We start from the raw sequence: 24,878 nt of genomic DNA on the forward strand, positions 1-24,878 counted from the left end.
GTATCACCTTATCCAGTCCAGAGGATTGTAGGCACGTCCATTGTGCCGTATTTCGAAGTATAACCCGGTTTCCGTATTCTCACCGCTGTTGCCGGCACTTGCAATCGTATCGCCTGCGGAAACATTATCGCCTGTCCGTTTGGCCAGTGATTGAGCGTTGCCATATATTGTCATGTACTGATTGCCATGATCGACGATAATGAGATTGCCGAAGCCACGCAGGAAGTCGGCGAAAACGACACGTCCTCCTGCTACAGCGTGTACAGCCGCACCTGGTGCGGTTCTGATGAAAATTCCCTTCCAGCTGGGGCCGTCGGCACGCTTCATTCCATATCGGGCCGTTATCGTTCCGGCAACGGGCATTTTCAGCTTTCCGCGCATTCTTCCGAAAGCGCTGGCCGTATCCGGCCGGTACGGAGCTTCAGTTACCGTTTCGGTGTCATCACGCGAAACGGGACGCGACTTGCGGGTCTGTTTCGATTGTTTTGTCTGTTTTCTTGCGTTTTTGGCAGCAAGCCGTCGTTCGGCTTCTCTTTTTTCCGCCGCTTTCCTTTGCGCTTCGATGGCCCGGTTCAAACGATCGACAAGATTTCCCAGCCGTTTTTCATCCTGTGCAAGTTTCTCGGCCTTTTTTTTCTGGGAATCCAGTTTTTCCGAAAGCTGGGCGAGCAGAACAGCGTGCCGGGCCTTTTCTTTTTCGAGAAGATTTTTTTGCTGGTTCGTTTTTGTTACGATTTTTTCCAGTTCCTGCCTGGCCTGATCCGTTTGTATCCGTTTTGTTCTGATTGCCTGCAGATTGTTTTGCAGAGTGTCGATCAGATCAGCGTAAGCGGCGGAGAAATAGTTCATGTATTGCAGTTCGCGATTTATCCGGTTGGGGTTGTCGCCGGAAAAAAGCAGTTTCATCCGGTCTTCGCTACCGGCGATATATTGTTCCTGCATGATTTGCGCAAGCTGGTTTTGTTGCCGGGCTATTGTGGCAAGAAGCTGGTTTTGTTCTGATGAAAGCCGGGTCAACCTGTTCTCGGTTATCGATTTCTGTTTCCCGAGTTCGGAGAGTGAATGTTCCGTTGTGGTAATGGCTTTTTCGGATTGCGCAATTTCGTCGGCGACTTTGCCTTTGGCCTTTTCCGTCTGGCTGATTTCTTTTTTCAGTGTGGTGAGCTGTTGCCGAAGCTTTTTCTGTTCGGCCTCGGCGTTCTGTTTCTGTCTGGTTTTGTCAGAAAATTGCGCGTTTCCTGTTTTTTTACTGTTGGATTGGCGGACGGTTTTTCTTGCCGATTGCCTTTTCTGTCCGGATGATCCGGATTTCCGGGGTGGCTGCGCAGCATGGGCCGTCACCGAAGTGAAAACCAGCAGAAAAAAAAGAAATATTGCCTTTTTCATGCGTTTTGCAGAGCATAATTCAGACAGTTCTGCCCTGAAGTTAACCAATGCCGTCAGTCAGCTTGCGTTACCTTGTGCGGCCACTTCCTGCAAAGCTTCGGCTATTTTTGCAGGATCACCAAGATAATAGTGCCGGACCGGTTTGAGGTCATCGTCCAGTTCATACACCAGAGGCTGTCCGGTCGGTATGTTCAACAGGGCGATATCCTTGTCACTGATGTTGTCGAGTTCCTTGATAAGAGCACGCAGGCTGTTGCCATGTGCCGCGATCAGGATGCGTTTGCCTTTCCGGATTTCCGGAGCGATGGAATCGAACCACAAGGGTTTGACTCGTGCAACGGTATCCTTGAGACTTTCTGTCAGGGGGATTTTTTCTTTCGGCAAAAAAGCATATGCGGGTTCATTGTATGAAGTCCTTGGGTCGCCGGGTAGAAGCGGTTCCGCTGCCGTTTCGTAGCTTCTGCGCAACATATGAACCTGATGTTCACCGTATTTCCTGGCCGTTTCGGCCTTGTTCAGCCCCTGGAGGGCGCCGTAATGACGTTCATTCAGTCTCCAGTCGCAGACAACAGGTACCCACATCGCATCCATTTCGTCGAGCACGATCCAGAGTGTCCGGATCGCTCTTTTCAGTACGGAAGTATAGGCCAGATCGAATTCGAAACCGGCCTCTCTCAATATGCGGCCGGCTGCGCGGGCCTCTCTTTTGCCCCGTTCGGTCAGATCAACGTCGGTCCAGCCCGTAAACCGATTCTCGTAATTCCAGATGGATTGACCGTGACGCATGAAAACTATTTTATGCATATTTGAAATGAAAATAAGTTAACCCGAATGTCTCGTGCCTTTCTATTTTATAATGTATCGGTTTGTTATCGTTGACTTCTGGCAGGATAAACTCGTGAATTTTATTAGAGACAACATAATTCTTATCGGTGCCGTTCTTTATTGTATCGGCGCACTGGCATGGCCGTACATTCGGAAAGGGGCGAAAATCACCAATTCCCAGGCAACCAAAATCATCAATAAGGGGAAAACCACCATTATCGATATACGTGATCAGAAACAGTACCAGACAGGTCATATTCTGAATGCCGTTCATGTCCCGCTGTCCAGCTTGCAGGAGCGGATCCCGAAGCTGGAAAAATTCAAGGGTCAGTCTATTATCATTGTGGATGAATCGGGAAAGGAATCGGACAAGGCCGCTTCCATTCTGAAAAAGGAAGGGTTCAGCCAGATCAATATTTTGAGAGGCGGCATGTCATCCTGGATGAGTGAAGGATTGCCTGTTACCAAATGAAAGGATATCGGTTATGACAGCTCGAGTGGTTATGTACAGTACGGCAGTTTGTCCCTATTGCATGATGGCTGAACGTCTTTTAAAGTCTCGTGGCGTGACGGATATCGAGAAGATCCTCATCGATAACAATGATGCGTTGCGTGCTGAAATGATGGAAAAAACCAATCGTCGGACGGTACCGCAGATTTTTATCGGTGATACCCATGTGGGCGGTTTTGACGATTTGTCCGCACTGGACAAAGCGGGCAAACTGTTGCCACTTTTACAGTCAGCCTAAGTTTTCTAATTTTTCCGGAGTAATTATGTCATCCGAGGTTTCACAGCCTGTTTTCCAGATCCAGACCGTTTATCTTAAAGACCTGTCGCTTGAACAGCCCCATTCTCCCGCCATTTTTCTGGAAAAGAAAATGCCGGAACTGGAAGTGGCCCTCAATGTCGGTGTCGAGCAACTGGCCGAAACCACTTTTGAATCGACCGTGACAGTCACCGTAACAGCGAAAGTCGGTGACAAGACGGCTTATCTTGTCGAAGGCAAGCAGGCCGGAATATTTGAAATACGCGGATTTCCGAAAGAAGCCATGGATCAGGTTCTGGCCATTACCTGTCCGACGATTATTTATCCTTATCTTCGGGCCAATATCGCGGATATGATATTGAGAGCCGGATTTCCGCCTGCCCATCTGGCCGAAATCAATTTTGAGGCCTACTATCAGGATCGTATCCAGCAACAGAAAGCACAGAATCAGAAAACGGAAACACAAACGGATGCATCGGCTGTCCAGCATTGACGGCCGGTTTCCGTTTACCCAGTACAGACAATGAATATTACTGTTCTTGGTGCCGGTGCCTGGGGCACGGCAATTGCGATAAACCTTGCCTTGCGACATTCCGTTGTTTTGTGGGGAAGGAAAAACAGTGTCATTGTAGATGCCGGCAACACCCGCCAGAACAGGGTGGGGTTGCCCGGTTTTGTATTGCCGGATCCCTTGCAGCTGACTGCCGATTTCGAAAAAGCGGTTGCCCATGCATCCGGCGAGGATGGGTTGGCGATCATCGCCACGTCTGTGGCCGGTTTGAGGGAAGTGGCCGGAAATCTCCGAAATTCCGGAATCGCCAATCTGATCTGGCTGTGCAAGGGGTTTGAGGAAAATACGGGATTGATGCCCAGCCAGGTCGTTTCCGAAGTGACGGCGAACCGGTTGAATACAGGGGTGTTGTCCGGGCCGTCGTTTGCACAGGAAGTGGCTGCCGGTTTGCCCTGTGCACTGACGATCGCCTCGAAGTCTTCCGCTCTCCGCCAGCGGGTAACCAATGCCATCAATGGCGGCAACATGCGCATCTATTCCAGTGATGATGTCACGGGGGTCGAAGTCGGGGGGGCTGTCAAGAATATTCTCGCGATTGCAACAGGGATGTCCGATGGACTGGCACTGGGCATGAATGCTCGGGCTGCGCTGATTACACGGGGGCTCGCGGAAATAACCCGTCTTGGGGTTGCGCTGGGTGGCCGGCTTGAAACGTTTATGGGATTGACCGGTATGGGAGATCTTATCCTGACCTGTACCGGTGATTTGTCACGCAATCGCCGGGTCGGTCTGGGGCTGGCCAAAGGCAAGTCGCTGGAAGCCGTTATTGCCGAACTGGGCCATGTCGCCGAGGGAGTCCGGTGTGCGCAAACGGTCCGGCTTCTGTCGGCCAGAGTCGGGGTTGAAATGCCGATCGCGAATGCGGTAGCCGGTATCCTGTTTGACAAGGTTTCCATCAAAAGTACCGTTTCGCAATTGCTTTCCCGTCACGTACGGGATGAAACGGACGTACTTTACCGTAGAAATCACTGAAAACAAGCCGTTGATTGGCCTGCACGGTCAGTTTGATGGTTGTCCGAAAACCTGCTTCCACAATTTTTTCACTTCATTGCTCTGTTCAGTCGCGCGTTCAGGTTTTACCTTTGCCTGATCGGCTCCCTGCATACGGATCTGGTGTTGCCATTTTCTGAAAAGCCGATAAATGGCCGATACTTTTTCTCCGGATTCTTTCGGAACGAGGCCCAGTTTTTCACTCATCTTCAGCAAAGCGATATTGCCGAAGTTTTCAGTCAGTTCGGGATATTGCCGTGAATATTCCAGGACAAGGTATTGCACAATGAATTCAATATCGATCATTCCTCCCGCATCGTGTTTCAGATCGAACAGCCCGGAGTGATTCGGATGGGCATCATGAATTCGCTGACGCATTTTCAGAATTTCTTCCTTGAGCCATGCAGGGGGACGCTGTTGTCTGAGGATCCGGTTGCGCAGGGCTTCGAACCGGTTTCCGATCGTTTCATCTCCTGCACAGAAACGGGCACGTGTCAGTGCCTGGTGTTCCCATGCCCATGCCGATTCGTTCTGGTATCGCTCGAACGACTCGAAACTGGATACCATCAGGCCACTGGCGCCATCCGGGCGTAGCGCGACGTCGATGTCGAAAAGAATGCCTGCCGATGTCGGGCTTGTCATCCAGGTGATAAAACGCTGGGCAAGGCGGGTATATAACATGGGAGCGTCGGGATGATCGTCATCATACAGGAAAATGAGATCGAGATCGGACGCATAGCCCAGTTCTTTTCCTCCCAGTTTGCCGTAAGCGATCACGGCAAAACGTGGTGTATCGCGGTGACGTTTCGGCATGGCACGCCATACTTCTCTTAACGTGGCCTCGACCATGATATCGGCCAGTTTGGACAGGTGGTCGGCCAACCGTTCAACGGTCAGTCCACCCGCAAGATCCTGTGCAAGAAAACGGAACAGCTGGGCATGATGGGCTTCTCTGAGTGTATCCATCAGCAATTCCGTATCGCCGCGCTGGTTTTCCAGTTGCGAGTCGAGTTCCGATGTGAAAAAAGACCAGTCGGGAGGAGCCATCAGGGTTCTGGCATCCAGCAGCTCGTCCAGCAAGATCGGATGTCTTGTCAGGTAACGGGCGGCCCATTCGCTGGCATCGAGCATGTGCAGCAGTCTCTTTGCGGCAGCTGGATATTCTGTCAAAAGAGAAAGGTAAGCCGTGCGACGTGCAATGGATTCGAAGAAATCCAGCAGTCTTCCCAATGTTACAAGCGGTTCGTGCGCATTGCGGAGTTCGGGAAGCAGGGAATTGACCAGTGAGATCAGCTTGGCCCGGTTATTGTCGGATAAAGACAGGATCCGGTTCGTTTTCCAGAAAGCCAGCATGCGTCGTGCGGCGGATTCCGGATCCTGGAAATCGAGTGTCTCGAATTTCGTTTGCAAAAAGTGGATCTGTTCTTCTTCTGTCTGGCTCGCCAGAAGCGGTTGGGGGATGACCGCTTTGGACTGGTCGTGGGAACCTGATTTGTCACTGAAAATGGCATCGAATTGTCCGGAGACGAATTCACGGTGTTTTTGCCATGTTTCAAGCAGTTCGGCAGCGGTGTGCATTCCCATGGCATTGGCAACCAGCAGAAGATCCTCTTCATTGGAAGGCAATGAATGGGTCTGTGCGTCATCCAGATACTGTATCCGGTGCTCGAGATCGCGCAGGAAAGTATAAGAGTTGAGCAAGGTTTCGGCTGTTTTTTCGTCAAGCTGTCTTTTTTCAGCCAGAATGTGCAGTGTATTGCGGGTCGACCTGTCTTGCAGCGCCGGATCCCGGCCACCGCGAATCAGCTGGAACATTTGTGCAAGGAATTCGATTTCGCGGATTCCGCCCCGTCCGAGTTTGATGTTGTTGCTGCGTTCGGGATGCAGTTTTTCCTGACGCACGACATCGGCGCGAATTTGCTGATGAAGATTGCGAATCGCATCGATGACGCTGAAATCGAGATAACGGCGGTAAATGAAAGGACGGACAATATGTCCAAGTGTCTCGATATCTTCCGGATCGCCTGTAATGGCGCGTGCCTTGATCCAGGCATAACGTTCCCATTCGCGTCCCTGGACAATCAGATATTGTTCAACCATGCCGATACTGGCGACGAGAGGACCCGACGCGCCATTGGGACGCAATGCCATATCGACCCGGAAAGTGAAGCCGTCTTCGGCGATTTCCGATAACGCTTTGATGAACCGTTTGCCCAGACGGGTAAAAAATTCCTGATTCGACAATGTTCTCTGTCCCGATCGTGTGGCGACCGTCTCGCCGTTTTCAGGATAGACGAAAATCAGGTCGATATCCGAGGATACGTTCAGCTCCCGGCCTCCCAGTTTGCCCATTCCCAGAACGATCATTTTCTGTTTTTTACCTGAATGGGCTCCGACAGGAGTCCCGTGTGTTTCGGTCAGTTCTTCATAAAGCGAATCGAGATGTGTCCGGATGGCGAATTCGGCGAACAGGGTCATGGTTTCAACGACTTCGGACAAATCGGCTTTTCCGGACAGATCGCGTTCAATAATGGCGCATATCAGAAGGTTCCTTATCCGGCGCATTGCTCTGGGCAAGGAATAGCCGTTGCCGATTTCATGCTGGAGAAGTGCGGGCAAGTCGAGCCTGTGCAATGGGGAATGAATCAGGGACTGTATTTCCGATTCGCGTTTTTCACGATCCGCGTTTAACCAGTGACGGTAAAAGCGGGAAGCCTGTTCTGCCGAAATGAGTGACGGTTTCATATTTGTAACACCGGGTAAATGTCGTTTTGTTCGAAATTGACAAAAGTTATTCTGGACAACGGTTTAAAAATTGTCATGACACTGTGGTATTTTACGTTTATTAATTACTTTCTCATATGTGATGCAGCCGGATCAGCAGGAAAAACAGAAGATATCGGAGAAACAGAATACGTTCCGGACGCGTTCTGCTGATGTGCTTGCCAATTTTGCCTACCGTTACCGTTTCGTTCTCAAAGCGGTATTCGGCATTTTTTTTATTGCCTATTTTGTTTTCGCTACCGTTTTTCTGGGCATCCGTTATCTTGTTTTGCCCAATATCGGAACGTACAAGACGGAGATCGAGAAAGTGGCCAGTGAGTCGTTGGGCTGTCCGGTTACTTTTTCCCGTATCGAGGCTTCCTGGTATGGATTGCAGCCCAAAATCGATCTTGAAGATGTTCGTGTTTCCGATAGGGACGGCAATGAAGTCGTCAGGCTCGAAAATGTCTCGGCGGTCGTTTCCTGGTGGTCTTTGCCATTGATGGATGTAAGGCTTGCCTTGCTGCAAATAGATAAACCGGATATCGGGATCATGCGGGATGGACAGGGACATTTTTATATTGCGGGGATGCGGGTCGAACCTGAATCGCAGGAAAAAAGCGGTTTTGCCGACTGGGTGCTGAAACAGCACAGAATCGTCATTCGGAAAGGGAAATTGCACTGGAGAGATGAGTTCCGGGAAAATGCGGCGTTGAATCTGGAGCAGGTTGATTTTGTCATGAACAACCGGGGGCGGCGTCACAGATTTCGTCTGACTGCCATGCCGGATTCCGGATTGGCGAAATCGCTGGATATCAGAGGGGATCTGTCGCATCCGCGATTTGAGGACAGAGTTTCCGATTTGTCGAAATGGACCGGTGAACTTTATATGGATGTTCCGGATATCGATATTGCGGAATGGAGAAAATTCACCGATTTGCCGCTCGGCCTGGATAACGGGTACGGTTCGGCCAGGGTATGGATGACGATGGACGGGTTCCGGCCGACTGAATTGGTCGCCGATGTGGATGGGCAGAATATCCGCCTGAAGATGAGCCGTGACGTACCGTCGCTTGACCTGCGTAAAGTGACAGGGCGTTTTTCGCTCGAGCAAGTGAATGGACAGTCGATCGGTGAGGGACAGGTTACGAAACCGGTCTATTCATATGCTGTCCGCGATTTGTCTGTGCGAACCGCGAGTGGCAAAAAACTGGATGATGCCAGTTTTTCTGTTCTGTATGTTCCGGGGAAAACGGAAATGCCGGATGAAGTGAAAATCGAAATCGGGAAACTGGATATCGGTGAACTGAAGGGATTTTATCCTTATGTTCCGATCGATCCGGCTATCCGTCAGGAAATTGACCGGTTCGATTTTTCAGGCAAATTGTCCGGTTTTCTGCTGAACTGGAAAGTATTGCCCGAAAAAAGGCATTCCTATGTCATCAAGGGTGATTTCACTCATCTGACATTGTTGGAAAAAGGCAGTAACAATGGTGAACGCTTGCAAAATATGGCAAACGGGGCGGCTTCTTCGCCGAGGTATCCGGGATTTGAAAATCTGACCGGTTCTGTGTCTGCAAATGAACATGGAGGAAATATGCAATTGCAGTCGGAACAACCCACACTGGTTTTGCCGTTTTATTCCGGTGCGGCTTCCCAACGCTTCGACGAATTGTCTGCCCGTTTGCAATGGGAATATACAAGCGGAAACGTTGTCAAAGTCGAGATCGGGGATTTGTCGTTTTTGCAAAATGACATGCGTGTGCGTGTCTCGGGGCACTATACCAATAATCTTGAAAATCAGGCAAACCGTTATGGCTTTGTGGATGCGACGGCAAAAATCGAGAATCTGAATATTGCCGATGTCAAAAAATATGTTCCGCTTCGAACACCGAAAGCGTTGAGTGAATGGCTTTGCGGGGCGCTGAAAGGCGGCAAGGTCAGCGAGGGAAGCGTTCAGCTGAGAGGCAATCTTGCCGATTTTCCTTTTACCGGTGAAAAAGCGGATGGTCTTTTTGTCGTTCGGGCAAAACTGGTCGATGGTGTACTGAATTACACTCCCAATATGCTGTCATCGAATGGAAAACATCCGCTTTGGCCTGATATCGAAAAAATTCAGGGAGAATTCAAAATGAATGGCAGTCGCCTTGCTATTCATGCGGATCAGGCATTGACCAACCATGTCGAACTGAGAAATGTGGATGTCGTTATTCCCGATGTCCTTTCCGGTGATCCACGTCTGGATATCAGGGGTAACGCGGAAGGTTCTTTGCAGAATTTTGTCGGATTCGTCAACCTGACACCGGTCGCCGGCTGGATCGGGAATTTGACGGAAAAAACGGCTGCGACGGGAATTGCCAGTCTTGCACTGACATTGCAGTTGCCTCTCGAGAAACCGGAAGATTCTGCGGTCAGCGGAACATTGCGGTTTAATGGCAATGATATCGTATTGCTGGAGGATTTGCCGGTTATCGCCGGTACGCAGGGACAGCTGCATTTTTCAGAGAAAGGATTCCAGCTGGAAAAGATAAAGGCCGGTTTTTTGCATGAATCCGTTAATGTGTCAGGCGGAACGCAATCGAATGGTCGTTTTCTGGTTCGTGCAGACGGGATATTGAGTGCCAGGGGATTGCAGCGGACTTATGCCACAGGGGCAATGGGCGGATTGATGCAGCGTTTGTCGGGAAGCACGCCCTATACGGTAAGAGTCAGTGAAGGTGAAATCCGGGTGGAATCGAGTCTGAAAGGTTTGGGAATCGGCATGCCTGTTCCGTTGGGCAAGCCCGCAGCCAGTACGGTTCCGTTAAATGTCGTATTGAAGGATCGGCCATCATACGGAAGTGTTTCGCGTGATGAACTCGATATTACCTACGGCAACGACATGATGGCGAAATATCTGCGCCAGAAAGGGAAAACCGGGACATGGCATGTCGTTCAGGGGGGGATCGGCATCAACAGGCAGGCCGCAGTCAGGGAAGGGCTTTCGCTTGATCTGAGTCTTCATAATCTGGATTTCAACGAGTGGCGGGATGTATTGAAAAATCTTCATTCCGGAACGGGAGAAAACGTGTCGACCCCGTCGGTCGATAGGGGGTTGGCACAATATGTTTATCCCCGTTATTTTTCCATTGATGCCGATGAAGTGGTGGCTATGGACATGTGGCTCACGAATGCGCGATTAAACGGTACTCATCAGGAAGGGCTTTGGGATATCGATGTCCGTTCCGAGCAGATCAATGGTCGGCTGAAGTGGATGGAAGGGGCGGGAAACACAGCGGACGGCAAGCTGGTCGCACGTCTGAAATCCTTGAACATTCTTCAGTCGTCCATGAAAAAAGTGTCTGATATGACGGGAAGAGAGGATATTTACCGGATTCCTTCGCTGGATATCGTGACGGATGACTTGACTCTTTTCGGAAAGCACCTCGGCAGAACGGAAATCGTTGCCAACAATGTTTCTTTCAAAAACGGCCGGGAATGGCGAATCAACCGGCTGAAAATTACCAATCCGGATGCTGTGCTGGAATCCTCCGGCAGCTGGGTGACTACTGCCGGTAACCGGCAGCAGACCAGGCTGAGTTATGTGCTGAATATAAAAGATGCCGGAAAATTGCTTGCGCGGTTCGGATATGAGGATATCATCAGACGGGGCAGGGGAGAAATGAAGGGGGATATCAGCTGGGATGGTCTGCCTTTCGTGCTGGATATTCCTTCATTATCCGGGAAATTATCTCTCAGGGTGGAGACCGGGCAATTTCTGAAGGCGGATCCGGGGGCGGCGAAATTATTGAGCGTGATCAGTTTGCAGTCGTTGCCGCGCCGGCTGAATCTGGATTTTCGTGATATTTTTTCAAAAGGATTCGCATTCGATGAGATTACGGCCAATGCAGGGATTGCCAATGGCATCATGCGGACGGAAAACCTGAAAATGAATGGCGTCAACGCGACGGTCATGATGGATGGGAGTGTGGATATCAGGCAAGAGTCACAGGATCTGCATGTGGTGGTGATTCCGGAAATCAATGCCGCTGCCGCTTCGATTGCTTATGGTTTTATCAACCCGGCGATAGGGATCGGTACGTTTCTTGCACAGATGTTCCTGAGAGAGCCGTTAATGAAACAGTTTACGCATGAATATCATGTTACCGGTTCCTGGAGCGACCCTGTCATAGTGGAAGTCAAGGCCGGGACTGGAAAATAAGAAACAGACTGTATAGGGAGGACTGACAATGACGAAGGTTGCCGCCATTCAGATGGTTTCCACACCGGTAGTCACAGAAAATATCGAAACGGCACGACGCCTGATTGACGAAGCGGCAGGAAAAGGAGCCGATCTGGTGCTGTTGCCTGAATACTGGCCCAGTATCGGCCATAGCGATGCGGAAAGACTGCAACATGCCGAAGTTTACGGCAACGGACCGATCCAGGATTTCATGGCTGAAACCGCGCGAAAAAACGGGATCTGGCTGATCGGAGGAACGCTATCGCTGGTGTCCCGGGAGCCCGGAAAGGTCAAAAACAGTTGCCTTGTCTACAACGATAAGGGTGAGAATGCGGCGCGATATGACAAAATTCATTTGTTCGGGTTTTCAACCGCGAGAGAATCGTATGATGAATCGCTTGCCATCTGTGGCGGCGACGAGGTTGTGACCTTCGATGCGCCTTTTGGAAAAGTCGGCTTGTCGGTCTGTTATGATCTGAGATTCCCGGAGTTATACAGGGCTTTTGGTGAATGTGCCTTAATTGTCGTTCCCGCCGCTTTTACTTATACGACCGGCAAAGTTCATTGGGAAATATTACTGAGGGCGCGTGCCATTGAAAATCAGGCTTATGTTCTGGCGGCCGCACAAGGTGGACGGCATCGAACCGGCCGAAGGACATGGGGACATACCATGCTGATTGATCCCTGGGGGGAAATAAAGGCGGTTTTGCCGGAAGAAGAAGGCGTCATAGTCGGTGAGCTTGATTTCGACCGGCTGGCATCCGTCAGGGAAAAATTGCCTGCACTGAAACATCGCAAACTTTGATTTTATCTTTTTGATCTGTTACCTTTTGAAGATGCAAGGTAATGTTGGTCTGGCGCAATCCGGGTTGCCGGATTGCGTTTATTATTGTCCGACTGGGTGCACCGTAACAATTCGGCAGGCAATACACTGCCATCATGATCTGATTTGAATTCAAAGGATTCCTATTGATGTCTTCGACTAATTTGACAAACGACAATCTCGGATTCGCAAAATCCATTCTTCTGGAACCGTTCGGGCTGGATGAAAATGCTCTGATTCGGGCAATGGGAATCATTTTCAATCATCAGGTCGATTATGCGGATCTGTATTTCCAGTTCACGAAAAACGAAAGCTGGAGTCTTGAGGAAGGAATTGTCAAGACAGGCAGTTTTTCCATCGACAAGGGAGTCGGCATCAGGGCTGTGGCCGGCGACAAGACGGCCTTTTCCTATTCGGATGATATTTCGGTGAGTGCGCTGGAAGAGGCCGCCAAAACGACCAGAACGATCGGACGTCATGGCGAGGGGACTGTCAAACTTGCTTCTTCCATCAATCCTGTGGGCAATCATTCACTCTACGTCGCGGCAGATCCGCTTCAGACAATCAGTGCGGCAGAAAAGGTGGCACTATTGGAAAAGGTGGAAAAACTGGCCAAGGCAGCAGATCCGCGTATTGTCCAGGTTATGGCGGGGTTGGCCGGCGAATTCGATGTCGTGCTTGTCGCACGAAGTGATGGCACACTGGCGGCCGATGTCCGGCCGCTGATCCGTTTGTCCGTAACGGTCATTGCAGAGGAAAACGGGCGCAGGGAAATAGGAACCAGCGGAGGAGGCGGCCGGTTCGGCTATGCCTATTTTACAGATGAGATTGTCAGGCAGTATGTTCATGATGCCACACGTTCCGCGCTGGTCAATCTTTCCGCACGTCCGGCTCCGGCCGGTTCGATGACGGTGGTTCTCGGTTCGGGCTGGCCGGGGGTTTTGTTGCACGAGGCGATTGGTCACGGGCTTGAGGGTGATTTCAATCGCAAGGGGTCCAGCGCGTTTTCCGGAAGGCTTGGGGAAAAGGTGGCTGCTGATGGTATAACGGTCGTGGACGATGGCTCCATTGCCAATCGACGCGGTTCGCTGAATATGGATGACGAAGGCAATCCGACACAAAATACCGTGTTGATCGAGAACGGTGTTTTGAAGGGCTATTTGCAGGATATGATGAATGCCCGTCTGATGAATATGCCTGTCACAGGCAATGCCCGGAGAGAATCATATGCCCATTTGCCGATGCCCCGCATGACCAATACGTTTATGCTTGCCGGGGACAAGGATCCGGCGGAAATTATCGCTTCGGTCAAGAAAGGGCTGTATGCGGCCAATTTCGGTGGAGGGCAGGTCGATATCACGAACGGCAAGTTCGTTTTTTCCGCCAGTGAGGCATATGTCATCGAAAACGGGAAACTGGCTTATCCGGTAAAGGGAGCGACGCTGATCGGTAACGGTCCGGATATTCTGAAACGTGTTTCCATGATCGGCAATGACATGAAACTGGATTCCGGTGTAGGCGTGTGCGGCAAGGAAGGACAGAGTGTACCGGTAGGAGTTGGCCAGCCGACATTGCGTATTGAAGATGTCACCGTTGGCGGTACGGTATAGAATATAAAAGAAATTTTGTCAGACCTGAAAAACTGGTTTACAATAACCGAACGTTATGAATTAAATATTCGTTTTGTAAAAATGCTGAATTTCGTTTACTTTTATTTTTTTTACTTTGGCTATTCCAGCCCGTTGGCGGTGGAGAAGCGGCAAGCGCTCGAGTAAAGAGAATAAACCGAAATTCCAGAAAACCGCCAGATTTGGCGGTTTTTTTTGTTTATCAGTACTGGAAAAAAAATGAAACCCACCGATGATTTAAGAATTCTCGCGATGAAAGAACTTACACCCCCTTCTCATTTGATACGCGAGTTTCCCTGCCTTGAAAAGGCAGCCGAAACGGTTTCAACCTGCAGAGAGTCGATCCATCGTGTTTTGCACGATCAGGATGATCGGCTGGTCGTCATTATCGGCCCCTGCTCCATTCACGATCCGAAGGCGGCGATGGAATATGCCCATCGTCTTGCGGAAGAACAACAGCGTTATGCCGACGATCTGATTGTCGTGATGAGGGTCTACTTTGAAAAACCGCGTACGACAATCGGCTGGAAAGGGTTGATTAATGATCCGTTTATGGATCACAGTTACCGGATCAACGAAGGATTGCATATCGCTCGCGAGCTCCTGAGAGACGTCAATGATCTCGGTTTGCCGGCAGCGACGGAATATCTGGATATGATCAGCCCTCAATATGTCGCGGACATGATCAGCTGGGGGGCAATCGGTGCACGGACAACCGAATCGCAGGTTCATCGTGAGCTGTCATCCGGTCTGTCGTGTCCTGTCGGATTCAAAAACGGTACGGACGGCAATATCAAGATCGCCATTGATGCCATCAAGGCGGCATCGCATCCGCACCATTTCCTGTCGGTCACGAAAGGCGGACATACAGCGATTTTCGAAACCCAGGGCAATCATGATTGTCATATCATTTTGCGTGGCGGGTACAAACCCAATTATGACGCGGCGAGTGTCGACGCAGCCTGTCAGGCAGTCGAGGCAGCCGGTCTTGCCCCGAGAATCATGATCGACGCTTCACATGGAAACAGTTCCAAGAAAGCGGAAAATCAGGTTCCTGTGTGTGCCGAAGTCGGCCGGAATGTGGCCAGTGGCAATGACAAGATCATCGGTGTCATGATCGAATCGAATCTGGTCTCCGGCCGTCAGGATCACGTACCGGGAAAACCGCTTGTATATGGACAGTCAGTCACGGATGCCTGTATTGGCTGGGATGAAAGCAGCAAGCTTCTTCGGGATTTGTCCGATTGTGTGAAGAGACGTCGTGATGTGTTGAAAAAATGAAAAAGAAAAATAGCCGCCTGTGAAAAGGCGGCGTTTTTCTAGTTGCGGAAATTGTTGAATTCAAGCGGAATCTCGGAAATTTCCTTGCGGAGCATGGCCATTGTCGCCTGCAAGTCGTCTTTTTTCGCTCCGGTCACCCGGACGGCATCGCCCTGAATGCTTGCCTGGACTTTCAGTTTGTTGTCCTTGACGAGTTTGACGATTTTCTTGGCATTGTTGCTTTCGATACCGTTTTTGACTGTGACGATCTGTTTGACCTTGTCACCGCCGATTTTCTCGATTTTCCCTTCGTCCAGAAAACGGACGTCGACTTTCCGTTTTGCCATTTTGTTTGTCAGAACGTCCTTGACCTGACCCAGCTGGAATTCGGAATCGGCGAAAACAGTCAGTTCATATTCTTTCTGTTCGACACGGGCATCGCTGCCACGAAAATCGAAACGGGTACCGATTTCCTTGTTCGTCTGATCAACGGCGTTGCGGACCTCGACCATATTGGCTTCGGATACTACGTCAAAAGATGGCATATCACCCCTTTCTTTCAAATTTCTCGACAGAGCATATCGATAGTCATTAAGATTGCAGTCTGCAATTGTAGCGGACAAAAACCCCCTGTGCTACCTGACATTGATATTCTTGCATGGCGACCATGAATTTTCCCGATTACATTAAACGTAATGTTTCCCTGAAACCGTTCAATACTTTCGGAATGGACGTTACCGCCCTGGCTTACATGGAAGTGAAAGCCGTGGATGATCTGGTACGGGTTTATGGCGATGCCCGTCTCATGACACTTCCCCGGCTGGTTATCGGCGGCGGCAGCAATCTTCTGCTAACAGGCCGTTTCGAGGGGCTTGTCATGCACATGGGCATAAAAGGGATCTGTCTGGAAAAAGAGGATGCCGAATATATCTATTTGCGGGCGGCGGCAGGTGAAAAATGGCATGATCTGGTTCTATGGACTCTGGAAAAGGGGTTCGGCGGACTTGAGAATCTTTCATGGATTCCCGGAACGGTGGGAGCTGCTCCTGTCCAGAATATCGGTGCCTATGGTGTTGAAGTGCAGGATCGTTTTTTTTCTCTCAGGGCATTTGATTTTGAAAGCGGGGAAATCGTCGAACTGGGCAGATCCGATTGCCGGTTCGGCTATCGCGACAGTATTTTCAAAAATGCCATGAAAAACAGGCTGGTCATCGTGGATGTCACGTTTGCCTTGCCGAAAAACTGGCATCCCAACAAGGGATATGCCGAAGTGGAAAAAGAGCTGGAACGTGTGGGAATCGCCGATCCGTCTCCTGCCGAAATCGGTCGGACAATCATGCAGATCCGGCAACGGAAACTTCCCGATCCGGCCGTTTTGGGGAATGCCGGCAGTTTTTTCAAGAATCCGACTGTTCCGGCAGAAAAGTTGTTCCGGTTGAAATCGGAATATCCGGAGATACCTGCCTATAGCCAGCCTGATGGCCGTTACCGTATTGCCGCCGGCTGGCTGATCGACCGGTGCGGCTGGAAGGGGCGCAGAATTGGGGATGCCGGTGTTTGCGAGAAACAGGCGCTTGTACTCGTCAATTACGGTAATGCGACCGGAAAGGATATTCTTGCATTGGCGGAAGCGATAGAAAGAGATGTCTTTGACCGTTTTTCGATACAGCTTGAGCCGGAACCGGTTTTTATCTGACTGGCATTCAGGATCGGTGTTTTTTCACGAAACCGGCAAGATCTCCGTCAGTCAGTGTTTTGTTGTCCACAATTCCCTTTTCGGTGATCAGGGCTGTAACCAGTTCGGCAGGGGTGACATCAAAAGCAGGATTTCTGATGGCGACGCCTTCCGGAGCCCAGTGGCAATTCCTGAAGCCTTTCACTTCTTCTGCCGGGCGTTCCTCGATGGGAATCCCGTTTCCGGTGGCAAGGGAAAGATCAATGGTGGAGAGCGGACAGGCAACATAAAACGGAATGTTGTGGCGTTTTGCCAGAACGGCCACCATATATGTCCCGATTTTGTTGGCAACGTCGCCATTGGCCGCGACGCGATCGGTACCGACGACAACCGCATCGATTTCTCCCCGGCTCATCAGATAGCCGGACATGTTGTCGGTTATCAGAGTCACCGGGATGTTTTCCTGAACCATTTCCCAGGCAGTCAGACGGGCGCCCTGCAAGAACGGACGGGTTTCGTCGGCATAAACGGAAATACGTTTTCCAGATTCGACCGCTGAACGAAAGATACCCAAAGCCGTACCGTGGCCAGCTGTTGCCAAAGCGCCAGCGTTGCAATGGGTCAGTACCCTGTCACCGTCTTTGAGAAGTGTTGCGCCGTACTGGCCCATTTTTCGGTTGATCCGGATATCTTCTGCCCGTATGTCGTGTGCTTCCTGAAGCAGAATGCTCGCCAGATCGGCCAGTGGTCTGCCGCTGTTTTCCGACCAGCGTTTTTTCATCCGGTCGAGTGCCCAGAAGAGATTGACGGCAGTCGGTCTGCTGGCTGCCAGGGCGGTAAAACCATCATTCATCTTTTCTGTGAACCGGGATGGAATTTCTTCGGAAAGTCTGACGGCTTCCAGGGCGATTCCATAGGCTGCCGCAACGCCGATGGCCGGTGCACCTCTGACAACCATAGCCCGGATGGCGTCGGCAACACTTCTGGCTGAATTACAGGCAACGTATTCCTTTCGTGCCGGCAACAGCCTCTGGTCGATCATTTCAATTTCCCTGCCATTCCAGCGCAGTGTCTCGACATGGCCATCTCTATTCATGATTTTATTCTCCATCGAAAGCACAAAGGGAAAAGGTCGGGCATCCGATTTCCCGGAGACGTTCGTTTCCACCCAGTTCGGGAAGATTGACCAGAAAGGCGCATTCAACAACTTCCCCTCCGCATTTCCGGATCAGCTTGACGGCCGCTTCCGCCGTTCCGCCTGTTGCGATGAGATCGTCGATCAAAAGTATCCTGTTTCCCGGTGAAATGGCGTCTGTATGGACTTCGATGGTGCTTGTACCATATTCCATGTCATAGTCTTCTCCGATTGTCGCTGCCGGGAGTTTCCCTTTTTTCCGGATCAGTATCAGTCCGGTATTCATCAGATAGGCTAATGGCGCTCCCAGAAGAAAACCGCGGGATTCGATAACGGCGATATGATCGATCGGGATGTTTCTGTAACGTTCCGCCAACTGGTCGATGGCGGTTCTGAGGCCGACAGGGTTATGAAGCAGGGTCGTGATGTCGCGGAATTTGACCCCTTTTTGGGGATAATCCGGAATGGTGCGAATATAAGAAGTAAGTGACATAAAAAGATTCAGAAGAAAATGGGTTCATTTTTTGAAGTAGTCCCTGAATTTTTCGTGGACTTCATTCATTTGTTCTTCGGACAGTAATTTGAGGTGGCCTGTCTGGAGAATCCGCCAGTACTGTTCACACAACGATTCGACTTCGATGGCAATGGACATGGCGTGATCCAGATGGTTTCCGATCGTTACCATTCCGTGATGGGCCATCAGGCAGGCGTAACCGTTTCCGAGCGTATCAAGTACAGTATCCGACAACTGTTGGCTTCCGAACAGGGCATACGGTGCGCAGGGAATGGTATTGCCGCCTGTAACGGCTATCATGTAGTGGAAAGGCGGTATGTCCAGTTGCATGCATGCCAGGGTTGTCGCGAATGTCGAATGTGTGTGTATGACGGCATTTATTTCGGGGCGCGCCAGATAGATATCCCGGTGGATACGCCATTCCGTACTGGGTTTGACGTTTTTTTCATGTTCTCCTGCCATATTCATCTGACAGATGGTATTGGATGTCATTTTTGCCGGATCAATTCCGCTGGGCGTAATGAGAAATCCGTCCATGGCAGACGGGGTCATTTTGTTGCGGATACTGATATTGCCGCTTGCTCCGCGATTCATACCCCTGGAAACAAGCAACCGGCTGGCTTCTACAATCCGGTTCGCCAGTTCGATACGGGCTGTTGCAGGAACCGTTTCAGGGAGAGACATCATTTATCCTTTTTTGAGAATACGTCCGGCAACGGCATCAAGCTCGCGTATTTTATCAGGGTCGCGGTTATCGGGGGCTGTGATGATCGCGTTTTCAAGTGCGAACCGGCAAGAGCAGGATTGACCGGATAAATCGTTGTGGATTTGCGGAATGACTTCTTTTACCAGTTTCTGGGCTTTCAGCGCGTTTTCTGTCAGAATGCGGATGATTTGCTGGACAGTGACCTGATCGTGTTCAGGATGCCAGCAATCGTAGTCGGTTACCATGGCAATGCTGGCATAACACATTTCCGCTTCGCGAGCCAGTTTCGCTTCCGGAATATTGGTCATGCCGATCACATCGCAATTCCAGCTCCGGTACATTTCTGATTCGGCAAGAGTCGAAAACTGGGGGCCTTCCATGGCCAGATAGGTTCCGCCCAATACGGTTCCGATTCCGGCGTGGGCCGCAGCCTGATGGATGAGACGGGACAGACGTCTGCAGGTCGGGTGTGCCATGGAAACATGGGCGACACATCCCTTGCCGAAAAAAGAGCGTTCGCGGGAAACCGTCCGGTCGATATACTGGTCAACAATGACAAAAGTTCCGGGACTCAGATTCTCTTTCAGGGAACCGACCGCGCTGACGGATAAAATATCGGTCACGCCGGCTCTTTTCAGTACATCGATATTGGCGCGGTAATTGATCTCCCCGGGAGACAGTTTGTGATCACGGCCGTGGCGTGGCAGAAAAACCAGTTCCTCTCCATTCAGTTTGCCATAGAGAAGTGCATCGGAAGGCGTGCCGAAAGGTGAAGAGATCGTTTTCCAGTGAATGTCTGTCAATCCTTCAATATTGTAAATGCCGCTTCCGCCGATAATGCCAATCATGTCTGTTCCGGTTTGTTGAAATTCAGCCAACATTATTGATTAGAAGCCGGTGGTTATGCAACAGTCGGAGTGAGAACAAGGAGCTGACTGATACACATGCGATCGACAGAAAAAAGCGGTTTTGCCCCGAACGGCAAAACCGCCTGAAAGTGATGAAGCCGCCGTTTTTATTTTTTCTGGCGGGCATTCGCTGCAATACGCAGACGAAGTGCATTCAGTTTGATGAAGCCGCCGGCATCTTTCTGGTCGTATGCTCCGGCATCGTCTTCGAAAGTGGCAATGGTGGTGTCGAACAATGAATCGGATCTGGAATCACGACCGACCACGATAACGTTGCCTTTGTACAGCTTGAGACGGACTGTGCCGTTGACATGTTCCTGTGTATGGTCAATCAGTTGCTGGAGTGCAACGCGTTCGGGTGCCCACCAGTAACCGTTATAGATCATGGAAGCGTAACGTGGCATCAGATCGTCTTTAAGATGGGCGACTTCACGGTCCAGTGTGAGCGATTCGATGGCACGATGCGCCTTCAGCATGATCGTTCCTCCCGGCGTTTCGTAACAGCCACGGGATTTCATGCCGACATAACGATTCTCGACCAGATCAAGCCGTCCGATACCGTGTTTGCTGCCCAGTCTGTTCAGTTCGGTCAGAACGGTTGCCGGTGTCATGCGCTTGCCGTTCAAGGCAACGATATCACCCTTTTCAAATTCGATGTCGAGGTATTCGGCCTGGTCAGGGGCTTCTTCTGGGCTGACAGTCCAGCGCCACATGGAGGCTTCCGGTTCTGCATTCGGATCCTCAAGGTGTCGGCCTTCATAGCTGATGTGAAGCAGATTGGCATCCATGGAATAGGGAGCGCCACCCTGTTTGTGTTTCATTTCGATTTCGATCCCGGCATCTTCGGCATACTTGAGCAATTTTTCTCTTGAATGCAGATCCCATTCGCGCCATGGAGCGATGATTTTGATGTTCGGCATGAGTGCATAAGCGCCCAGTTCAAAACGGACCTGATCGTTTCCTTTTCCGGTAGCGCCGTGAGCGATGGCGTCGGCACCTGTCTGGCGGGCGATTTCGATTAACCGTTTGGCAATCAGCGGACGGGCGATACTCGTTCCGAGCAGATATTCGCCTTCATAGATGGTATTGGCGCGGAACATCGGGAACACGAAGTCGCGGACGAATTCTTCGCGCAGATCATCGATGAAAATGTTTTCCGGTTTGATGCCGAATTTCAGGGCTTTCTGACGTGCCGGCTCGAGTTCTTCTCCCTGCCCGAGATCGGCGGTAAAAGTGACGACTTCACATTGATAGGTATCTTGCAGCCATTTCAGGATCACCGAGGTGTCCAGACCGCCGGAATAGGCGAGAACAACTTTTTTTACGTCGCTCATAAAGTGTCTTTCGTTTGTTTCAGTTTGAAAGGAATGATTGGGTGGAACGTTTGCTTGAACGTCCGGATTTCAACAGGCACATTTTATGCCGTTTCTTGCGAAATAAAAACCTGTCCTCCGTATCGGGACGGGACTCTTTTCCCTGCCAGTCGGATATGACAGGGAATCCGGGTTCAGACGGTTCCCTTGACGAGATACTCGAGCAGGGCTTTCTGGACATGCAACCGGTTTTCCGCTTCATCCCAGACAACCGATTGGGGACCATCAATCACTTCCGCCGTCACTTCCTCGCCACGGTGAGCGGGGAGACAGTGCATGAACAATGCATCCGGTGCCGCACGATGCATCTTGTCGGTATCCACGTTCCAGCTGGCGAAAGCTTTCTTGCGGACAGCGTTTTCTTCTTCAAAACCCATGCTGGTCCATACGTCTGTGGTCACCAGATGCGCTCCTTCACAAGCGTCCGCCGGATTGTCGAAATGAGTGAAATGGCTGTGATCGGAAGAAACCAGACGATAGTCGATATCGTATCCTTTCGGTGTCGATACATTGACATGGAAGTCGAATACCTCAGCCGCCTGCAACCAGGAATACAGCATGTTGTTGGCGTCCCCGATCCAGGTAACGGTTTTTCCCTTGATGGAGCCGCGATGCTCGATGAAAGTGAAAACGTCCGCGAATACCTGACAGGGATGGTGTTCGTTGGTCAGGCCATTGATGACGGGAACGCGTGAATATGCCGCGAATCGTTCGATGATGTCATGCCCGAATGTGCGGACCATGATGATGTCCGACATGCGCGACATGACCTGTGCCGCGTCTTCAATCGGTTCTCCCCGTCCAAGCTGGCTGTCACGGGTGTTGAGATAGATAGCCGTTCCGCCGAGTTGGTGCATGCCTGCCTCGAAGGAAAGACGGGTTCTTGTCGAGCTTTTTTCAAAAACCATGACAAGCGTCCGGTCCTGCAGGGGGTGATACGGTTCATAGTTCTTGAATTTCTGTTTGATGATGCGAGCACGTTCGATCAGGTATTCGTACTCGGACAGAGTCAAGTCGGAAAATTGGAGATAATGTTTGATTGTCATAGACCACCGGGGCGGATAAATTTACGCCATTGATACAGTTTAATATTTGATTATAGTGGATTTTCAAAAATTTTAAAAAAACGGACCGGTTGGGTACTTTCACAAGGTTTGTGGCAAAGAAGCTTTTCAGTATATTTTCTGTTCCGATTCATGTACCAGTTGCCGGTAAAGCTGATGCCGCATCTTGGCGATATGACCTTTTTCGACGGCATCCAGAATGGCACAGCCCGGTTCGGTCAAATGATGGCAGTTGTAAAAACGGCAATGTCCCAGATAGGGGCGGAATTCCCGAAAGGCCCGTTCAAGCATGCCTTCCGTCAAATGATACAGACCGAATTCCTGAAAACCCGGAGAATCGACGACAGCGGTATCTTCATCGATCCGGTACATTCGTGTATAGGTAGTCGTGTGTTTGCCTGAATTCAGAACGGTCGAAATTTCCTGGGTGGCAATATCCGCGCCGGGTACAAGCAGATTGATCAGCGAGGACTTTCCCATGCCGGACTGGCCGATGAGCACGGATGTCCGGTCTCTGACAGCAGGCATCAGGTTGGCGAGGGTTTGATCAGGCAGTGCTGTTGCAGAGACTTCGTGAACCGGATAGCCCAGCGAGGCGTAAAATCCGATACGCTCTCTTGCCTTTTCAAGCCGGTCGGTCATATCGATTTTGTTGAGAATGAGATGGACCTCGATTTCTGCCGCTTCCGCGGCAACCAGAGCACGGGAAACGAGATCATCTGAAAATCCCGGTTCAGTGGCGACGACGATAAACAGCTGGTCGATATTGGCTGCAAGCAGTTTCGATTTGTATTGATCGGAGCGGTAAAGGAGAGAGCGGCGCTCGTTGATGGATTCGATGACGGCTTGCCCTTTTGCTGTGGGAGTGGCATTGATGCTGTCTCCTACAGCCACATCGCTTTTTTTTCCGCGAGTGACGCAGTGAAGCATTTTCCCGTCACCGGTTGTCGCCAGATAGTGGCGTCCATGTGCGGCAATAACACATGCCGTCAGCAGTTCCTTTTTTTCATGAATGCCTCAGCAGATGGTTGATGCGGATACTGGCGGGTGGATGGGAATCATAAAATGCTGAATGAAGCGGATCAGGAGTAAGGGTCGATGCGTTGTCTTCATACATTTTCACGAGTGCGCTGACCAGATGGCCGGCGTCGGTATGCCTTGCCGAGAAGTCATCCGCCTCGAATTCATGTTTCCTGGAACCCATCGACAGAAGAGGAGAAAGGAAGAAGGTGAATATGGGCAAAGTCAATGCGAAAAGGACCAGGGCGACGGCATTCGATGCCAGATCCGGGGTGATACCCAGTCCGGCATAAAACCAGGATTCATTTTTGAGGAAACCGAGCAGTGCCAGAAACACCAGTGAAGCGGCACTGGTAAATACAATCCGTTTAACGACATGTTTGAGACGGAAGTGGCCCAGTTCATGAGCGAGAACCGCTTCGATTTCTTCGGGAGAAAGACGCTCGATCAGTGTGTCGAAAAAAACGACCCGTTTGGCCGAACCGAATCCGGTAAAGTACGCGTTCCCATGTGAGCTTCGTTTTGAGCCGTCCATGATGTACAACCCTTTTGAACGGAATCCGACACGCTGCATGAGTTGCTCGATTTGGCTGCGCAGCTTTTCATCGGTCAGGGGGGAAAATTTGTTGAATAGCGGGGCGATGAATGTCGGGTAAATGAAAAGCATCAGATACTGGAAAGCGCTCCAGAGAATCCAGGCGTAAAGCCACCACCATGTTCCGGTTTTTTCCATGATGACCAGCAAAATCCACAAGACCGGCAGCCCGATAGTGGTGCCTAACAGAGCGTTTTTTATCATGTCGCCCAGATAAAGTGACGGAGTCATCTTGTTGAAACCAAAGTTTTCTTCGATGACAAATTTCCGGTAATAATCCAATGGCAAGTCAAACATGCCGGCAATGATACAGACGGCGAATATCAGGGCGATCTGGCAAATCATGTCGTTGCTGATATGAGCAGAGATGAATCCGGCAAGATATTGCAGTCCCCCGAAAAGGGTAAAGCCGAGTAATACAACGGTATCTACAGTCAGGGAAACGAGACTGAAACGTGTTTTGGCTATGGTGTAAGCTGCCGCTTTCTGATGTGCCGGAAGCGTAATGCGGCCGGCGAACTGTTTGGGAACGTTGTCGCTGAATTTTTTTACCGTATGCAATTGTCTGACAGCCAGCCAGAAACGGACGATGAGAGTCAGGATCAGAAAAAACAGGAATAGTTGCGTAAACGCGAGTGCTGACATTTTATCCT

General features: G+C 50.6%; 21 protein-coding genes. 9 read left to right on the forward strand and 12 right to left on the reverse strand.

What is annotated here, in order from left to right; all coding sequences use genetic code 11:
* Window positions 1–3: 3 nt before the first annotated feature.
* Both NB647_RS01690 and gpmA read right to left on the reverse strand, forming a co-directional pair.
* Window positions 4–1,386 (reverse strand): murein hydrolase activator EnvC family protein, encoded by a 1,383-nt coding sequence (locus NB647_RS01690; protein WP_269283823.1) that lies wholly within the window; start codon window positions 1,384–1,386, stop codon window positions 4–6.
* A 57-nt stretch (window positions 1,387–1,443) separates the two neighbouring features.
* Entirely contained in the window at window positions 1,444–2,190 is a 747-nt protein-coding gene (gpmA, locus tag NB647_RS01695) for a 2,3-diphosphoglycerate-dependent phosphoglycerate mutase (RefSeq protein WP_269283825.1), read from the reverse strand.
* Between the two features lie 94 nt (window positions 2,191–2,284).
* On the opposite strand from gpmA, the gene NB647_RS01700 reads away from it, so the two are divergent.
* The 4 genes from NB647_RS01700 to NB647_RS01715 are packed head-to-tail and all read left to right on the forward strand — an operon-like array spanning window position 2,285 to window position 4,521.
* Window positions 2,285–2,683, forward strand: coding sequence for a rhodanese-like domain-containing protein (locus NB647_RS01700; protein ID WP_269264828.1), 399 nt, complete (start codon window positions 2,285–2,287; stop codon window positions 2,681–2,683).
* 13 nt (window positions 2,684–2,696) lie between these two features.
* Complete coding sequence (grxC, locus tag NB647_RS01705; protein ID WP_269264829.1) at window positions 2,697–2,960, forward strand: glutaredoxin 3; 264 nt, start codon at window positions 2,697–2,699, stop codon at window positions 2,958–2,960.
* A gap of 25 nt (window positions 2,961–2,985) precedes the next feature.
* The gene (gene secB / locus NB647_RS01710) at window positions 2,986–3,471 is read left to right on the forward strand and encodes a protein-export chaperone SecB (RefSeq protein WP_269264830.1); all 486 of its coding nucleotides are present in this window, start codon (window positions 2,986–2,988) and stop codon (window positions 3,469–3,471) included.
* Window positions 3,472–3,501: 30 nt separating this feature from the next.
* The gene (locus tag NB647_RS01715; protein ID WP_269283827.1) at window positions 3,502–4,521 is read left to right on the forward strand and encodes an NAD(P)H-dependent glycerol-3-phosphate dehydrogenase; all 1,020 of its coding nucleotides are present in this window, start codon (window positions 3,502–3,504) and stop codon (window positions 4,519–4,521) included.
* Window positions 4,522–4,548: 27 nt separating this feature from the next.
* Here the strand turns inward: NB647_RS01715 and glnE are convergent, their stop codons facing one another.
* Complete coding sequence (gene glnE, locus NB647_RS01720) at window positions 4,549–7,284, reverse strand: bifunctional [glutamate--ammonia ligase]-adenylyl-L-tyrosine phosphorylase/[glutamate--ammonia-ligase] adenylyltransferase (protein WP_269283830.1); 2,736 nt, start codon at window positions 7,282–7,284, stop codon at window positions 4,549–4,551.
* A gap of 121 nt (window positions 7,285–7,405) precedes the next feature.
* On the opposite strand from glnE, the gene NB647_RS01725 reads away from it, so the two are divergent.
* From NB647_RS01725 to aroG, 4 genes are all read left to right on the forward strand, one after another.
* The gene (locus NB647_RS01725; protein WP_269284688.1) at window positions 7,406–11,503 is read left to right on the forward strand and encodes a YhdP family protein; all 4,098 of its coding nucleotides are present in this window, start codon (window positions 7,406–7,408) and stop codon (window positions 11,501–11,503) included.
* A gap of 28 nt (window positions 11,504–11,531) precedes the next feature.
* Complete coding sequence (locus NB647_RS01730) at window positions 11,532–12,329, forward strand: carbon-nitrogen hydrolase family protein (protein ID WP_269264835.1); 798 nt, start codon at window positions 11,532–11,534, stop codon at window positions 12,327–12,329.
* A gap of 167 nt (window positions 12,330–12,496) precedes the next feature.
* Entirely contained in the window at window positions 12,497–13,957 is a 1,461-nt protein-coding gene (tldD, locus tag NB647_RS01735; RefSeq protein WP_269283832.1) for a metalloprotease TldD, read from the forward strand.
* 237 nt (window positions 13,958–14,194) lie between these two features.
* A complete protein-coding gene (aroG, locus tag NB647_RS01740) occupies window positions 14,195–15,256 on the forward strand; it encodes a 3-deoxy-7-phosphoheptulonate synthase AroG (RefSeq protein ID WP_269264837.1) in 1,062 nt (353 codons plus the stop codon).
* Window positions 15,257–15,294: 38 nt separating this feature from the next.
* Here the strand turns inward: aroG and NB647_RS01745 are convergent, their stop codons facing one another.
* Complete coding sequence (locus tag NB647_RS01745) at window positions 15,295–15,780, reverse strand: YajQ family cyclic di-GMP-binding protein (protein WP_269264838.1); 486 nt, start codon at window positions 15,778–15,780, stop codon at window positions 15,295–15,297.
* 113 nt (window positions 15,781–15,893) lie between these two features.
* Between NB647_RS01745 and murB the strand changes: the two genes are divergently transcribed.
* Window positions 15,894–16,931: a UDP-N-acetylmuramate dehydrogenase gene (gene murB / locus NB647_RS01750; RefSeq protein ID WP_269283834.1), complete on the forward strand. Its 1,038-nt coding sequence runs from the start codon at window positions 15,894–15,896 to the stop codon at window positions 16,929–16,931.
* Window positions 16,932–16,938: 7 nt separating this feature from the next.
* Here murB and mtnA read toward each other — a convergent pair whose 3' ends face one another.
* The 8 genes from mtnA to NB647_RS01790 all read right to left on the reverse strand — a co-directional run bounded on the left by mtnA (window position 16,939) and on the right by NB647_RS01790 (window position 24,870).
* Complete coding sequence (gene mtnA, locus NB647_RS01755; RefSeq protein ID WP_269283837.1) at window positions 16,939–18,006, reverse strand: S-methyl-5-thioribose-1-phosphate isomerase; 1,068 nt, start codon at window positions 18,004–18,006, stop codon at window positions 16,939–16,941.
* A 4-nt stretch (window positions 18,007–18,010) separates the two neighbouring features.
* Window positions 18,011–18,538, reverse strand: a complete 528-nt coding sequence (locus NB647_RS01760) for an adenine phosphoribosyltransferase (protein ID WP_269264841.1) — start codon at window positions 18,536–18,538, stop codon at window positions 18,011–18,013.
* 24 nt (window positions 18,539–18,562) lie between these two features.
* A complete protein-coding gene (locus tag NB647_RS01765; protein WP_269264842.1) occupies window positions 18,563–19,246 on the reverse strand; it encodes a class II aldolase/adducin family protein in 684 nt (227 codons plus the stop codon).
* A complete protein-coding gene (locus NB647_RS01770; RefSeq protein WP_269283840.1) occupies window positions 19,247–20,113 on the reverse strand; it encodes an S-methyl-5'-thioadenosine phosphorylase in 867 nt (288 codons plus the stop codon).
* Between the two features lie 167 nt (window positions 20,114–20,280).
* On the reverse strand, window positions 20,281–21,507 hold the full coding sequence (locus NB647_RS01775) for an argininosuccinate synthase (RefSeq protein ID WP_269283841.1): 1,227 nt from the start codon (window positions 21,505–21,507) through the stop codon (window positions 20,281–20,283).
* A 173-nt stretch (window positions 21,508–21,680) separates the two neighbouring features.
* Window positions 21,681–22,592 carry an ornithine carbamoyltransferase gene (argF, locus tag NB647_RS01780; RefSeq protein WP_269283844.1) on the reverse strand — a complete coding sequence of 304 codons (912 nt, stop codon included), beginning with the start codon at window positions 22,590–22,592 and terminating at the stop codon, window positions 21,681–21,683.
* A gap of 126 nt (window positions 22,593–22,718) precedes the next feature.
* Window positions 22,719–23,540, reverse strand: coding sequence for a ribosome small subunit-dependent GTPase A (rsgA, locus tag NB647_RS01785; RefSeq protein ID WP_416143572.1), 822 nt, complete (start codon window positions 23,538–23,540; stop codon window positions 22,719–22,721).
* Window positions 23,541–23,616: 76 nt separating this feature from the next.
* Window positions 23,617–24,870: a M48 family metallopeptidase gene (locus NB647_RS01790; protein WP_269264846.1), complete on the reverse strand. Its 1,254-nt coding sequence runs from the start codon at window positions 24,868–24,870 to the stop codon at window positions 23,617–23,619.
* Between the last annotated feature and the right edge of the window lie 8 nt (window positions 24,871–24,878).

Source organism: Oxalobacter aliiformigenes (assembly GCF_027116575.1).
In the GTDB taxonomy this organism is placed as follows: domain Bacteria; phylum Pseudomonadota; class Gammaproteobacteria; order Burkholderiales; family Burkholderiaceae_D; genus Oxalobacter; species Oxalobacter aliiformigenes.